Annotated in this window: 15 protein-coding genes; 10 read left to right on the top strand and 5 right to left on the bottom strand. The window is 41.2% G+C overall.

Features of this window, described 5'->3' with window-relative positions; translation table 11 throughout:
* Positions 1–249: 249 nt before the first annotated feature.
* Positions 250–1,134, bottom strand: coding sequence for an AraC family transcriptional regulator (locus ACSLUK_RS18730; RefSeq protein ID WP_448550321.1), 885 nt, complete (start codon positions 1,132–1,134; stop codon positions 250–252).
* A gap of 89 nt (positions 1,135–1,223) precedes the next feature.
* On the bottom strand, positions 1,224–2,915 hold the full coding sequence (locus ACSLUK_RS18725) for a DUF3592 domain-containing protein (RefSeq protein ID WP_448550320.1): 1,692 nt from the start codon (positions 2,913–2,915) through the stop codon (positions 1,224–1,226).
* Between the two features lie 221 nt (positions 2,916–3,136).
* Between ACSLUK_RS18725 and ACSLUK_RS18720 the strand changes: the two genes are divergently transcribed.
* The 6 genes from ACSLUK_RS18720 (at position 3,137) to ACSLUK_RS18695 (ending at position 9,242) form a co-directional block, all read left to right on the top strand.
* Positions 3,137–3,496 (top strand): hypothetical protein, encoded by a 360-nt coding sequence (locus ACSLUK_RS18720; RefSeq protein ID WP_448550319.1) that lies wholly within the window; start codon positions 3,137–3,139, stop codon positions 3,494–3,496.
* A gap of 6 nt (positions 3,497–3,502) precedes the next feature.
* Positions 3,503–4,030 (top strand): sigma-70 family RNA polymerase sigma factor, encoded by a 528-nt coding sequence (locus ACSLUK_RS18715; RefSeq protein WP_448550318.1) that lies wholly within the window; start codon positions 3,503–3,505, stop codon positions 4,028–4,030.
* Positions 4,031–4,053: 23 nt separating this feature from the next.
* Entirely contained in the window at positions 4,054–4,356 is a 303-nt protein-coding gene (locus tag ACSLUK_RS18710; RefSeq protein WP_448550317.1) for a hypothetical protein, read from the top strand.
* A gap of 80 nt (positions 4,357–4,436) precedes the next feature.
* Positions 4,437–5,969: a serine hydrolase domain-containing protein gene (locus ACSLUK_RS18705; protein WP_448550316.1), complete on the top strand. Its 1,533-nt coding sequence runs from the start codon at positions 4,437–4,439 to the stop codon at positions 5,967–5,969.
* 209 nt (positions 5,970–6,178) lie between these two features.
* Positions 6,179–8,206 carry a TonB-dependent receptor plug domain-containing protein gene (locus tag ACSLUK_RS18700; protein ID WP_448550315.1) on the top strand — a complete coding sequence of 676 codons (2,028 nt, stop codon included), beginning with the start codon at positions 6,179–6,181 and terminating at the stop codon, positions 8,204–8,206.
* Positions 8,207–8,354: 148 nt separating this feature from the next.
* Positions 8,355–9,242, top strand: coding sequence for an alpha/beta fold hydrolase (locus ACSLUK_RS18695; RefSeq protein WP_448550314.1), 888 nt, complete (start codon positions 8,355–8,357; stop codon positions 9,240–9,242).
* 49 nt (positions 9,243–9,291) lie between these two features.
* Here the strand turns inward: ACSLUK_RS18695 and ACSLUK_RS18690 are convergent, their stop codons facing one another.
* Both ACSLUK_RS18690 and ACSLUK_RS18685 read right to left on the bottom strand, forming a co-directional pair.
* The gene (locus ACSLUK_RS18690; protein ID WP_448550313.1) at positions 9,292–9,465 is read right to left on the bottom strand and encodes a hypothetical protein; all 174 of its coding nucleotides are present in this window, start codon (positions 9,463–9,465) and stop codon (positions 9,292–9,294) included.
* Positions 9,466–9,736: 271 nt separating this feature from the next.
* A complete protein-coding gene (locus ACSLUK_RS18685) occupies positions 9,737–10,627 on the bottom strand; it encodes a LysR family transcriptional regulator (RefSeq protein ID WP_448550312.1) in 891 nt (296 codons plus the stop codon).
* Positions 10,628–10,776: 149 nt separating this feature from the next.
* Here ACSLUK_RS18685 and ACSLUK_RS18680 point away from each other — a divergent pair, with 149 nt between their 5' ends.
* The 4 genes from ACSLUK_RS18680 to ACSLUK_RS18665 all read left to right on the top strand — a co-directional run bounded on the left by ACSLUK_RS18680 (position 10,777) and on the right by ACSLUK_RS18665 (position 12,467).
* The gene (locus ACSLUK_RS18680; RefSeq protein WP_448550311.1) at positions 10,777–11,394 is read left to right on the top strand and encodes a glutathione S-transferase family protein; all 618 of its coding nucleotides are present in this window, start codon (positions 10,777–10,779) and stop codon (positions 11,392–11,394) included.
* A 19-nt stretch (positions 11,395–11,413) separates the two neighbouring features.
* The gene (locus tag ACSLUK_RS18675) at positions 11,414–11,809 is read left to right on the top strand and encodes a nuclear transport factor 2 family protein (RefSeq protein WP_448550310.1); all 396 of its coding nucleotides are present in this window, start codon (positions 11,414–11,416) and stop codon (positions 11,807–11,809) included.
* 13 nt (positions 11,810–11,822) lie between these two features.
* Entirely contained in the window at positions 11,823–12,053 is a 231-nt protein-coding gene (locus ACSLUK_RS18670) for a 2-hydroxymuconate tautomerase family protein (protein WP_448550309.1), read from the top strand.
* A 126-nt stretch (positions 12,054–12,179) separates the two neighbouring features.
* A complete protein-coding gene (locus ACSLUK_RS18665; RefSeq protein WP_448550308.1) occupies positions 12,180–12,467 on the top strand; it encodes a putative quinol monooxygenase in 288 nt (95 codons plus the stop codon).
* 72 nt (positions 12,468–12,539) lie between these two features.
* On the opposite strand, the gene ACSLUK_RS18660 is transcribed toward ACSLUK_RS18665, so the two are convergent.
* Positions 12,540–13,874, bottom strand: a complete 1,335-nt coding sequence (locus tag ACSLUK_RS18660; RefSeq protein WP_448550307.1) for a LysM peptidoglycan-binding domain-containing protein — start codon at positions 13,872–13,874, stop codon at positions 12,540–12,542.
* Positions 13,875–13,963 lie beyond the last annotated feature (89 nt).

Here is a 13,963-nt window from a genome sequence, read left to right as displayed (position 1 = left end):
ACCGAAAGTATCCTAGGTGGGTAAAGCCTAAACCATCGAAGTATCCAAAGAATAAGAAAAATGCCAATCAGCTTAACTGACTGGCATTACTTGCCTCTAAGCCTTTTAATTCTCGCTGAATGATCAAATATTTAATTCAATTGGTATAATTTGTATTCAGACACAACGGGCTGGCAGTAGATTTATACATTTGAACAGATTGTAGAACTGAAAAGCAAAGAAGGTTTTAGCCTCCTTTGCCTTTATGCATTACGAATCTGAAATCGGTACATGAATAGCAGTCAGCAGTTCATTGGGAGACACCGATTTGGGATCATTCAAGTATTCTTCAAACGGTGGCTTATTCTCAACCTGATAACCGCTTTCAGGTAACCAAACACCATAAAACCATCGGTAAACACTTTCCAAATCGGAATATGGTCCTTTAAACGTCAACACAGCATGAGTGCCACCCTGAATTGACAAACTATCTAGTCCTTTAACCGATGTTGGCTCACTTACACTGACACAAGCATGAGAGGTTAGTTGCTCTTTGGTCTTGCTCTCAGGATCATCATAATAAATGCCAAAAGAACGGGTATTTTCATTCAATAAATCTAATGCCGCAGACGTGGCTTCAAGCTTTTCAAACGAACGGCCAATCTCTTGATAGTCTCCTTGATGAAACAGGCCGATGACATCAATAGTCTCAATATTTTTTACTTCAACGTTATACATAGCGTTACTCTCCATTAGTTCATTGGTGGGTGTTACACGTTTTAGGAGATCAACTCTTGCTCTTTGATGCGATTGACGTTGTTCAACACGATAATTCGCAGGTGTTTTGCCAAAATGCTGTGCAAATGCTCGAATAAATGCTTCGCTGCTACTATAGCCAACGTTTTTGGCAATGGCTGCGATAGGTGAATCACTCTCTATCAATGCATAAGAAGCATGATGAAGACGTAAACGTTTCACTGTCATCGCCACCGTCTCGTGCATTAATTCACGATAAATACGGTGAAAATGATATGGCGAGAAACACGCTACATCCGCCAGCACATTCAAATCAACATCGTGATCGATATTGTTCCAAATGTAATCAACCACATTCATGATGCGATGGTGATAGACTGCTTTCGTTATTTTCTTCATCTCCTGACCTCCTTATCGCATTGTATGGGTAAGCCAATTGATAATTTTTGCGAATAACCAAGGAAAGCTAAAAAATAAACGCACTGAATTTAACCCGCCATGACCTGTTCTATTTGCTGTTTCATATGAACCGCGTTACGTTTTGACTCAAATTCTCCACCTAACACCACCGTTTTTCCGTTGATTGTGCGCAATCGTAAACTAAAGCTTTCCGACGTTTGCTTGCCGTTGGTTTGTATAGATGACGAACGAAATGCTTCAATTTCTGTTATTTCTTCCTGAGAAAATACATGTTGTTTTATCAGCTTTGAAAACAGGTGCACATCAACTTCCATTTGATTGGCCGTAATACGTATTTTGCAGTTTCTGCCCCATCCCCAGATGCCAAGGCCGAGGAATATTGTACTAAATCCTGCAAATACCACCCCAAAGAATGCTTCCGCCAGCAAATAAATCATCACACCTGAGACAAAAAAGAACGCGCCAATCCCCGCGATGAACAGTGACGATTTATCTCCAGGTGTATGCAAAGACAACGCATTTAACGATTGTGATAATGACACTTTGTCACTAATGTTTGATTTTTCTAATGCACTCAATGGCTGTTCCACGAGTTCTTCTTCTACCGTAAGGCTCTCATCAGTCACAAACACGGGCACTTCATAGGCTCGGTCGAAATCAATACCTTTGAGTGCTCCTTTTACTGTCAAAGTCCACATATGGTAATTTTTACTGGGCGCGCTCGATTCCGGCTTCTCTGCGGGTACGTCAAATGCAAAACTAAGTGAAGATTCGTTAGCACGGCTCACAGGCTTTACCTTCTGCTCCTCCTGCCAAACAACACTCTGGTGATGTTCGGTTTTATTTCCGCTACGCGTTGTCCAATGTTTCACGCAACTTAGTACCACCTGATAGCTATCTTGAGAGTGCGGGGCAACGGGTACAGTCAAGGTGCCCTTTACCTTGCCACCTACAACTCCAGGATAGGGATTGAGAGTTATAGGAACCGCTTGAAAAAAACGCCATTCATCACTGATACGTTTCGCCCGCTTTATCAGCCACGCAGGCAGCAATAGGCACACCAATGCAAACGCTGTGGCAACTGGATGCTCACCAATCGCTGCCAGAGCGAAACTACCAACAAAAAAGCACGACAATATAGCGAAATACCATGCTAGCTTTCTCTTGTTCTGCGCCTGTGAATATATAGTCGGAGACGCCCACGCCATACGTGTTGTCCAAGGTTTTGAAGTATCAACATTTTGTAATGCCCTATCGGCTTTCTTCTCTCTTTCTTTACTGCCCGCAAATAAGATCACCCCAGCACCAACTAAAACAAAAGCGCCGCTAAAAAGTGTCATCACAAGTAAAAATCTAACATCTACCGATTTGTCATAAATCGACTCAGTTGGATCGTTAGGGTTGTACCAAATCTTGATGCTATTATTTCTGGCCTGCTCATGCTTGGCACGCCCCACTATTGCATACGCCGAGTCACTATTACTGCGACTTGATGAACTAAGCTGGCCGCGATCGCCAATATACGTTTGATTGTTCGCTTGATATTGATAACTAATTTGAGGGCGATACATCGTGGTATAGCCGCCATCATCATTACGCGTCTGGTAACTATCTACATTGGCACTTATTAATTGACCATGGGTAACTCGCCACGATTGCATCCGAGCCGCATCAAATACAGGCGATATGACAAAGAAGTAACACGCAATAACGCCTGCAGCAACAAACACAGCACCGAACAGATATTTTCCTATGCTCATTCTTATTTCCTTATAACTTAAAGGTGCACAATTAAAGTACTTAACCACTATTAATACCACAGTTGAACAAGAAATGAACGACTACTTGATTTGGGCTTTTCATTCACTGTTATTTTTGGGGTATTGTAGGAAAGATCATAAAAATATGAATTTTTTTGCATCCAATTTTGCTAGTGTCGGTATCTAATAATCCACATACACATTAGAAAGAGTTCAATATTATGTCGGCAAACTGGATCCCTATTACAATTTGCGTCTGTTTAAGTCTTATTGCATTGATTCGACTGTGGCTAGAATTTCGCCATAAGTCTGAAATTCAACTGACACTGCGCAAAGCGTTAGAAAATGGTAATCACCTTTCACTCGAGTTGCTTGAACGCATCGGCGTTGAACAGCATTTACACGCCATAGATTTGCGCCGTTTTATTTTACTGATCGCCATAGGTGCCGCGATTATTGTTGCCAGTGTTTTCTTAGACATGATTATGATTGGACTTGCCATTAGTGCCTTTCCCATTATTCTTAGTTTCGCATTCTTTATTCTTTGGCGAATTGCATTAAACGAAAATAAAGAACAATAGCCTCATATGATAGATGACAAGACATTAATCACTAGAGTGGTTAGTCATGATGATCATTATGCGTTTAGCTGTTTGGTTAACAAGTATCAATCTAGGATTAGGCAACTGCTAAGAAGATTATCCGCTGGTGATCATCACCTAGCTGATGACTTGGCGCAGGAAACTTTTATAACCTTATATCGCAAGCTAAATACCTTTAGAGGCGACGCCTCACTTAATACGTGGTTACATAAAATTGCGTACAACCACTTTTATAAGTCACTGGATAGAAGCTATCAAAAGCATGAACATATCGAATTTGACGCTTTAGTTCACAAAGCGCCTGATAATGCACTGGAGGCAGATATTGCTGTAGAGCAACTAATGGCTAGGCTATCAATACCTGAAAGGACCTGTTTAACCTTATCCGTAAGTGCCGGAATGAGCCACCAAGAGGTAGCCAACATTACCGACTTTCCACTTGGAACCGTAAAATCACACATTAATCGCGCAAAACAAAAGCTGCTGCAACAAACTCGGCAACAAGCATCCTAACGTAGTTAAATTGAGACATGACAATGAATTCACTTAATGAAGAAAATGACTTTTTAAACGAACTTCTTGCTTATGAGCAAGATCTGCCCCAGCAACCTTTTAGCGATAACGTTATTGCAAACGTAAAGCAACACAGCAAAAAGCGCCGGTTGATTCTTATTAGCTTTTTCTTTTTTGCCGTTATTATATCGGGCGCTCAATTCATTTACCTGCTAGCAGAAAAAACTCTTCTAACGCATATTTTTTCTGCGTCACCATCTATAATAAGTGGCGCTATCGTTTGTCTACTATTACCGTCACTCTGGTTATTGACCACAGAAAAGTAATTTTTTTCATAATGTTGCATCCAAATTGATCTAACGGAGCCTCCAATAGTTATAACAATCATTTACTATTGGAAATCACTATGTTGAAAAATGTTAGTCCCAAATTATGGATACTCATTGTCCTGTTGCTTAACTGTACAGCAGCCAGTGCCACATTAGCCGACAAATTATCAAAAAATACTTCTTTCAATGAGCAGCTAAATCAGTTCATCAACCACACAATGAAGACCCTAGAAATTGAAACTGCTACATCGATCGCTGTTGTACAAGGGGACAAGATTATCTACCAAAACACCTTTGGTTATGCTGATATTGCTAGCAAGATCCCCGCTGACAACGACACACTTTTCTATATTGCATCAGTCACAAAACCTATATTTGCTTTAACCATTATACAAGCACTTGAATCCTCGCCCTATTCACTACAGACAACGCTTGCAGAGATGTTTCCTGCCGTTGACTTTGCTAATAACATCGCCGCAAACCAAATTACGATTCATAACTTACTCACACACACATCAGGCCTTGATGACAATTATTTAGCATTAGCAGTTTCCACTACGGGCATTCATTCTCCGCAGCTAAAAACCGACATGCTAGCACAGATTTTTTCAAGCTCTTCTGAGAAAAAAGAAAACTTTGATTACACCAATCTAGGCTACAATATTTTGAGCATTTGGTATGAAAATACCTTTAAGAAAAAATGGCAAGATGCTGTAAAACAACATGTATTTATGCCACTAAACATGCATAAATCAACCGCTTATGTGAGCGAAGCGACAAATAAACATTGGTCAATAGCGAAACCATACTCGTTTTTTCAACCGAACAAACAACAGTCTTTGTATTTAACCAAGCGAGACAATACTATGCACGCCGCTGGCGGTGTATTATCAACTAGCAAAGATATGGCCAATTTTATTGTTGCTCAGCTTAATCAAGGTAAAATTAATCATCACATGGCTATACCAGCAGATATAGTCAATAAATCACAACAAGTTAGCACCGATGTGAGCAGTAAACGCGGAGACTTTATTCGCTCAGGTTACGCATATGGGTGGTATACAGGCGAATATAAGCAATCATTAACCTTTCACCATTTCGGTGCTTTTGATGGCTTTCGCCCACATGTTTCTTTCATGCCCGAAAAACACATTGGTCTAGTCATTCTCAACAATGAAGGTCAACTCAATGATAAGTTGACTGATCTCATTGCCGATTTTGTTTATGGCAAGTTATTAGATGAGCCGGAGATTGATTCGCGTGTACTAGAGCGAGTTGCCAAGCTGAAATCGATGGCGATGGGCTATCGAAAAAAAATCGTTGCAAAAGAGCTAGATTATCATAAAGCACCAATGCAATTGAGCCGCCCAAAGACAGATTACGTTGGTACTTATTCTCACCCACTGGCTGGCCAAGTATATGTATCTCTAACCGATGATGAGTTTTCATTTAACTGGGGAAACCTCAATAGCGGAGCCACAGCATATCAAGAAAAAGATGTAATGCGTGTAAAATTGCGTCCAACTCGCCCGCAACTTGCGCAGTTTAATATGTCGGGTGCTCAACCTGAATTACGGTTATCAAATATAGTTTTTAACCGAAAAGAGTGATGGCATATAAAACTAAGACATACATTTGCTTATTGAGTGCCCTAGGATATAGGGCAACTCCCGCGGCAACTATAGACTAATTGGTACAATTTAATTCAACTCGGTAGCTTGCTTCAGGCTAGTAAGTAAGAAATTAATTCAACAAAGCCACCGTTTTATTGTTAAAATTAGATTACCTAGGGACATTCACAATTTTGATTTGACGGTTAATGTTAAATAAATATCTGCAAAAGCTTTCATTATTCATTTTTCTTGTTGTAGGTGTATTACCACCGCTTAGAGCCGGCGGTGATTTTCTGTCATTGCCGCTAGCGGAACTGATGCAAACCAAAGTGTCCATTGCCAATAAGAACGAAGTAACGTTTCTGTCTGCTCCTGCTTCCGTATCATTTTTTACTGCCGAAGATTTGAATCGGTTGGGCGTCGTTCATCTAAGTGATTTGTTCCAACATATTCCGGGCTTTTATTCCGCTTATAACTCCCAAGAAAGTAATGACTCGTTGTTAATTGCCCGAGGCCATGCACAAAAGTACGCCAATACGGTGTTGTTTTTACTGAATGGCCAACGGATCAACGACGATTACACTGGCGGAATTAACTATTTGCTTCGTTTTATTAATATTGCCCATGTTGAGCGAGTCGAAGTTATTCGTGGCTCCGGCTCTGCCCTGTATGGTTCCAATGCCTTTAATGGTGTCATTAACATAATCAGCAAACCAAATAAGCGTGTTGGGCTAACGGTGGGAAGTCATGATCAATTGGGAATAGATATCGGCTGGCACACACAGCTAGATGAATGGAAATTGGGTTTCTCTGCCCACTATCAACAAACTGATGGTGATACATTGCCCGATGTATTCGATCGATTTGGCATTCAAGATTCAACCAAAGATCCCCATGATGTCATTCAGCTCGAGGGATTTATCGAATTTCAAGACTTTTCGTTTCGCAGCGTATTTATCGACAGTGAGCAACAAAAATTTTATGTATTTCGTCGACTCAACGACCAATACAACCGTGTTCACTTGCAAAATTACATCCACCAGTTTGACTATCAGTTAGTTGACGCAGCTAACTATCAGCTAAAACTATCCGGACAATGGCAAAATGCGAAGCGCACCAGTTTGGGTGTGCTGGCACCTATAGGCGAAGCGCCTTTTGACTCAGCACCATTTTTGTTTGGGGAGTACTTCGAGCATCTATCCCTGCAGTTTGCACTCGATGGTGACTATCAAATTTCACCCGAACACACATTGTCAGCAGGGTTAGAGTGGAGCAAGGCCGAAATTCCGCATGGTGCATTGCGTAGTAACTTTGACTTGTTTGGCGACTTCGAACAGTTAGACAAACTGACAGCATTTAAGGCAGCCGAAAATCGTATTGTCGCTGACAAAAAACGTTATATTTCCAGCACCTACGTTCAATTAGCATCCCAACTCAGTGATTATTTGTCGATGACGCTTGGTATTCGATACGATGGTTACAACGATGTCGATAATAAACTTAACCCTAGAGTTGCTTTAGTTTATCAGCCTAATGACGCACATGTATTTAAGTATATTTATGGTCAGGCGTATCGTGTGCCATCATTGGGCGATTTGTACGATGAAGAAAGTGGGCTGGTGGAAGGTAATCAGTCGCTCAACCCCACTACGTTAACATCAACGGAGCTTAGCTATAACTACATTCAGCCTACCTTATTTTTGGGTGTAGTGCTGTTCGAAAACCATATCGAAGACTTGATAGGATTTACCAGCGGTGACATCAGACAACTAGACAACATCGCCAGCAATGACACTCATGGCATTGAAACCGAACTAAAATGGACAGTAAACGAACAGCTTAGAATATCAGGCCATTTTACTCATTTATTCAGAAACCGCTCTAGTATTGACGCTGCCGCGGATTTAATGCCATCGGAACAACTAGCACCAGGACGTTATGGCAAAGTATCATTGCAATATGCCTTTACCGACCAATGGATAAGTAACTTACATTGGTCGTGGCGCAGCGATATCGACATTTTAACTTCTCGCCATCCCCTATCTATTGTCGACTACACTATCGATTATCGCCCGAATGAGCGTAGCCAATGGCGACTCGCTATCAACAACGTATTAGACAAACGCTATGCCCATGTAAGTGCCACGTTGCTTGGCGAACGAGATGGCATTCCATTTCAACAAATGACCGCTCCTGGTCGTGCCCTGTCATTAAGTTATCAATATAAGTTTTAAATGAGATATTGGCCCATTAGGGCTATTCACAAACCAATAAAAACAACAATATGATAACGACTTAAAAATCACCTGTTCTCCTCAATTTGTGCACAATTGGCTTTTACAATGCCCGACAAATGGAATTGTCATTCAAGATGTTAGTCAAATGCGCAAAAACAATAACTTTACTGAGAATTGTAAGCGAAGCTTTATCTATTGGTTGTCTAAACTACTGAAAAAGCTGTCACCAGAGGTAGGCAAAAAGCTTTCAACTAAACTTATTTTTACTCCTCGTCGACCTTCAAGCCATTGGCCAAAAAAAGTTAAGCAATATCAAGTAAGTACGCGTTGCGGTAGATTACCGGTATACCAGTATGGCTCTGGTCAACAAGTATGGTTATTACATGGTTGGTCAAGATGCGCATATGACTTATGGCCACTGATGGAGCGACTGGCTGAACGGGGCTATGCTTGCACCACCTTTGACTTTCCAGCACATGGGCAAAGTACGGGAGAGCAAAGCTCACTACCGCAAATGATTAAGGCATTTGATGATATCGCGAACTCACTCACCAAACCTAACCTAGTTATCACACAATCCATGGCGGCGTCAGTCGTTGCTAACAGTAGCTGGTTTAAACATTTTCAGGGCAATTTGCTCATGGTTTCACCAGTACTTAACTGCTATGAATACTTACTGCGGCGAATCAAGCACATCGGCCTCGACCAAGAACTTTTTGATCAGGCCGTTCATGAAATTTATCGTAACGAACACATGTTTATTCCTGCGCTCAGTGCGCTACCAAAGCTAAAGACGTTTCCCGGACAACTTAAGATTGTGCAAAGTAAACATGACGTAGATGCGCCGATCGCACAGAGTAAAATTATAAGTAAGACGCTTGGCGCGAGACTTTTTACCACGAACAACGCGACACAACATAAAATTTTGCGTAGCAATAGTCTGTTAAAAATTGTTGAATCTTACAGTGAATTTTCTTCAGAGAGCGATAACCTACCTTGGTACAATTTATCGCAAACCCGCGAGTCAATTTAGCAGGTTTCGCGGCTGTACCAATCGAAACAAATATTTATTTCAATTGGTGTTAGGTAGTGCTTCGCCTTAACCAAGTGAGAAACGACTTCACATCGGCAGGCGTAGTGAAAGTAAACTGGCTTAAGCCAGAATCGTGGTTTACCACCACATGTTTCTTATTAACAGAAATTAAGTGCACTGGTGGCACAATACGGATCTGCTGACCGTTATGGGTATAAGACATAATAAATACTCAACAATATGAGACACAAGTTTCAAGTTAGAAACGTGTCTAGAAAACACATACTGCAGATATGCTTGGGCTTACAGCAACGTGAGCAAATACTATCAAATATAGATTGGCCTAAAGCCTGCATGAATGCAGTGATAAAAAGCTAAAGATGACTAACTGGATCAGGGAAAGGCATACCATTAATGTACCGAGTACGATACACCGAATTAGTTATTTGAGAGGAAGAAACTAATTCAGTAGGGCAGTATATAGACTGTTTGTTTTACATACAAGCTTTATTTTGTCGTAAATACCACGATTCAATAAATGCTATGCATTGGCTTACTTTTTCAGGTACATGATGTCGTGTAGGGTATAGTGCATAAAGCGTTAATTGGGGACGCCTAGCCTCTGATAATACTTCTAACAGTTCACCTCGTTCAATTGCTTTTTGACATACAAAATTCGGTAAAAAGCCAATGCCTAGTCCACGTTTTAGCGCCGCCATCATAAATAACGTGCTATTGACTACCAAGCTACCTTTAACTTGTATTTCACCAGCCACCGGCCATATATTTTTGCCTTGAAAATAGCGATATACAAAACAATTGTGATGTTGCAAATCACGAATAGTGCGTATAGAAGAGTGTGAAGCCAAATATTGAGGAGATGCACAAATACGATAATTAAATGTCGTTATCGGGCGACCAATATAGTTAGAATCTAATGTGACGCTAGACGCTCGAAAACCTAAATCAAAGCCTTGTTCTACTAAATCTACAGATTCATCTCCTAAATGAATGTCTAACTCAATATCGGGATTTTCGGCCATAAAATCAGCAAACGCCGTTGATAATTCGCAAACCCCCAACGCCATAGGCATATTAATTTTTAGTTTTCCGCGCAAACTGCCTTTTAAATCCTGAACCAAACTATCCGCATCTTCTACTCGCGCAAGAATGTCCCGTACGCGGAATAAATATTCATGGCCTTCTGGAGTGAACTGCACATTGCGTGTGGTGCGATGGAGCAATCGCACACCTATCTCCAATTCCAATTTGGCGATTTCTTTGCTGATCATTGATTTTGAAAAATATGTTTGCTCTGCAACACGGGTAAAACTCCCTAAATCAGCGAGCTTTACCAATAACTGCATCCCTCTTAGCTTATCCACAATTTAACTTCACCCATTCAATCGTTGCCAATATGGAAACAGTGTATACACATTGTTTCCGTATATAAACAACTAAACACGAAGTACTATTTCATTGCGTTCTGCGAAAGCAATTTCACTTTATAGCCAGCAACAAATAGGAATTAACTATGTATACCCTTTATTTTTTACCTGATGCATGTTCATTGGCGACACAGGTTGTTTTAAGAGAATTAAATCAAAAATTTACTCTGGTAAATAAACAACATGTAACGAATTTTCATGAAATCAATCCAGTTGGCAGCGTCCCAGCCCTTTTAGATGCCTATGACGAATCACAAAAGCCTTTAACCGAAGGCGCTGCTATCATGCTGTATTTGTTAAAAAAACACGAAAATCAGCTTTTCCCGACTAACACATTGCTTCAACAGCAGTCCATTCAGGACATTATGTTCGCCAATGCAACGATGCACCCTGCGTACAGTCAATTATTTTTCGTTGCGCAGCACATTCAAGATAGCAACGTTAAACAGCAAGCACTCAATGCCGCGGCTGATAACATTAGTCAATTGTGGCAAGTCGTAGAGTCACGACTGCAAAACCAGCCGTTTCTTGGCGGAGAAAAAGTATCTGCTGCCGATATTATGCTGGCTACATACTCTCGCTGGGGCGGTCTATTTCCTGTAGACATCCTCATTGGCGAGAATACATCCATGATGTTAAAAAATGTACTTTGCTCACCTAACTTTGTTAAAGCGATTGAAGCCGAGCAAGCGGTAGCGGGCTAATTCGAATAAGGAGTTCGTAATGCATTCTAAAAAAGCAGATTTTGCCATCATAGCTAACACCATTCAAACTTACTTTGAAGGCCTGCATTTTGGCAATACAAGCAAACTCGCTGAGATATTTCATCCAGATGCTTGTTTGCAGGCACCTAACAACCACCGTTCATTAAGTACCTGGTTGTCTGATGTGGCCAATCGACCAACGCCAGCAAGTTTAGGAAATGATAAATGTTACCAAATACTGGCCATTGATATCGTTGGTGAGCAAGCAATGGTGAAAGTTAGTTGCCCGTTGTTTACATTTCATTACATTGATTTTCTTGGACTTCTTAAAGAAAACGACCAGTGGCACATTGTCAGTAAAATGTATGCCGACATTGGCGCCTCAGCTACGGCTGCAACAACAACGACGACATAAAAGGAGTAATTCAATGCCCTATATCAACGTAAAAATAACTGACGAGAACGTTTCGCAAGAACAGAAGCAAGCCATCATCAAGGGCTGTACATCATTGATGGTCGATATACTCGATAAAGACCCCGCAACCACTTTTGTAATTATTGACGAGGTTAACACGGATAATTGGGGAATTGGTTACGAGCAGGTGACCGCGTTACGCACACAACTGTCCCCTCATCGTAGCTCCCTATCGTTCAAATAACACGTCGGCTATGTCAGCATTTCCTAATTACGCCTATAAAATGCTTTGTTATCCACACGATTAACGTTAACATCCAGTTGCTACAATATTTGTAGCAACACTTAAACAACAGTTATAAGGATATTAATGACAATGCTAACTTGTATCGCTAAGATAACCGCTCAAACTTCTCATAAATCAACAGTTAAACTAGAACTGCAAAAACTATTAACCCCCTCTCGTCAAGAAACCGGATGCATCAACTATGACATGCACGTCGACAACAGTAATGACAGTATTTTCATTTTCCATGAAAATTGGGTAACAGAAGCTGACTTAGATAATCATTTGGCATCTCAACATGTTAAAGCCTGTTTTAGCGTCATTAATGGTTTGCTCGAATCTGTAGAGGTTAATCGAGTATCGCGAGTTTAAATATTCACAAAAAAACGGGATAGCAGTGACTACTTTCCCGTTCCACCTGTCAAAACAATACAATTTTGAAGGTTACATGAGTATTGCTAGCTTTTGTTTTGGCTGAAGCAAACTATTACGCGTTAGATTATTCCACTTAAGAATATCGTTTACTTTTACATTGTATTTACGGCTAATATCCCACAAATTGTCGCCACGTTTTACCGTGTGCACTAACTTAGTTAGTCCTTCTTTGGTGCGCTCCAATGGAATACCGTCATGATATGCCACCGGCACCGCTAATGACTGACCAACGCGTATCAAATTCGATTTAAGTTGATTGTATTTTTTGATATCAGCCACACTAATGCCATAACGGTAGCCAATTTCACTCAAGCTATCACCCGGTTGCACGGTAAAGCGATGCCAACGCAGCCAATCTTTACTGTCGACTTCGGCAAGCTTTTGTTCAAATTTTTCCGCTGAGTCAAACGGTATCAACAGTTGGTAACGGTTGTCCGGATCCGTCGCCCAACGCTTTAACCCGGGATTAAGCCCTCGCAATTCTCGACTATCAATATCAGCCCAACTTGCTGCAACGGTTAGGTCGAGCTGACCATTAATGTCAACAATTGCAACTGCCGGACGGTTTTCTATTGGGGTGAATGTATAGTTATATTGCTCTGCGTGCATCAGTATGTCAGATATCGCCAACAATTTCGGGACAAAATTAGTGGTTTCTTTTGGTAATTTCAGTGACCAGAAATCAGTAGGCAAACCCACTTTTTTATTGCGGCGTATGGCACGACCAACGCGCCCTTCCCCTGAGTTAAATGCGGCAATAGCGTTTAACCAGTCTTCATCAAAGGTATCATGAAAGAATTCGAAATAATCTAATGCGCCACGGGTAGACTCGATAATGTCTCGGCGACCGTCATACCACCAATTTTGCTTAATATCGAAGCGACGTGCTGAAACGGTCATGAACTGCCACAGGCCGACAGCACTCTTATGGGAAACACCGCCGGGCAAATAGGAGCTCTCTACTATGGGTAATAGAGCAAGCTCAACTGGCATTTCTCTACGTTCGATTTCTTCTACAATGTAATACAGGAAAGGTTCGGCGCGCTGTGCAATGGTCACCATAAACTTTGGATGACTTAAATAATACTCCCGCCATTTAGCGACTTCTTCATTGTCAGGTACTTCAATACTCAACTGGCTACGAATACGTTGCCACACGTCTTGATGCTCATGCGGTAAGAGTGGCTTTTCTGCAATGGTTGTCTCAGGTACAACGATTGTTGGTTCAATCGCTTCCTGCGGTTGCATTTCTACTGGCTGTTTATTGACGACTGGCGTTTGCTGACACGCGGAGAGCACGATTAGTGCGATCGCCAATCCCAAATACTTGTTGATAGGTTTCATGTACATTCATTGTTATCGTTTTGTTGCGCACGCATTATGCGACACTTGTCGCACACATTCAAGCAATATGGCTAAAATCAAAACATATG

This window comes from Thalassotalea fusca (assembly GCF_053485835.1).
This window is presented reverse-complemented; position numbering and strand designations above follow the sequence as displayed.

Coding starts and splice junctions, on each gene's coding strand:
- ACSLUK_RS18710 (WP_448550317.1), top strand. CDS start 4,054: ATGAATTCACTTAATGAAGAAAATGACTTTTTAAACGAACTTCTTGCT.
- ACSLUK_RS18675 (WP_448550310.1), top strand. CDS start 11,414: ATGCATTCTAAAAAAGCAGATTTTGCCATCATAGCTAACACCATTCAA.
- ACSLUK_RS18720 (WP_448550319.1), top strand. CDS start 3,137: ATGTCGGCAAACTGGATCCCTATTACAATTTGCGTCTGTTTAAGTCTT.
- ACSLUK_RS18700 (WP_448550315.1), top strand. CDS start 6,179: ATGTTAAATAAATATCTGCAAAAGCTTTCATTATTCATTTTTCTTGTT.
- ACSLUK_RS18730 (WP_448550321.1), bottom strand. CDS start 1,134: ATGAAGAAAATAACGAAAGCAGTCTATCACCATCGCATCATGAATGTG.
- ACSLUK_RS18690 (WP_448550313.1), bottom strand. CDS start 9,465: ATGTCTTATACCCATAACGGTCAGCAGATCCGTATTGTGCCACCAGTG.
- ACSLUK_RS18725 (WP_448550320.1), bottom strand. CDS start 2,915: ATGAGCATAGGAAAATATCTGTTCGGTGCTGTGTTTGTTGCTGCAGGC.
- ACSLUK_RS18705 (WP_448550316.1), top strand. CDS start 4,437: ATGTTGAAAAATGTTAGTCCCAAATTATGGATACTCATTGTCCTGTTG.
- ACSLUK_RS18715 (WP_448550318.1), top strand. CDS start 3,503: ATGATAGATGACAAGACATTAATCACTAGAGTGGTTAGTCATGATGAT.
- ACSLUK_RS18670 (WP_448550309.1), top strand. CDS start 11,823: ATGCCCTATATCAACGTAAAAATAACTGACGAGAACGTTTCGCAAGAA.
- ACSLUK_RS18680 (WP_448550311.1), top strand. CDS start 10,777: ATGTATACCCTTTATTTTTTACCTGATGCATGTTCATTGGCGACACAG.
- ACSLUK_RS18665 (WP_448550308.1), top strand. CDS start 12,180: ATGACAATGCTAACTTGTATCGCTAAGATAACCGCTCAAACTTCTCAT.
- ACSLUK_RS18695 (WP_448550314.1), top strand. CDS start 8,355: ATGCGCAAAAACAATAACTTTACTGAGAATTGTAAGCGAAGCTTTATC.
- ACSLUK_RS18660 (WP_448550307.1), bottom strand. CDS start 13,874: ATGAAACCTATCAACAAGTATTTGGGATTGGCGATCGCACTAATCGTG.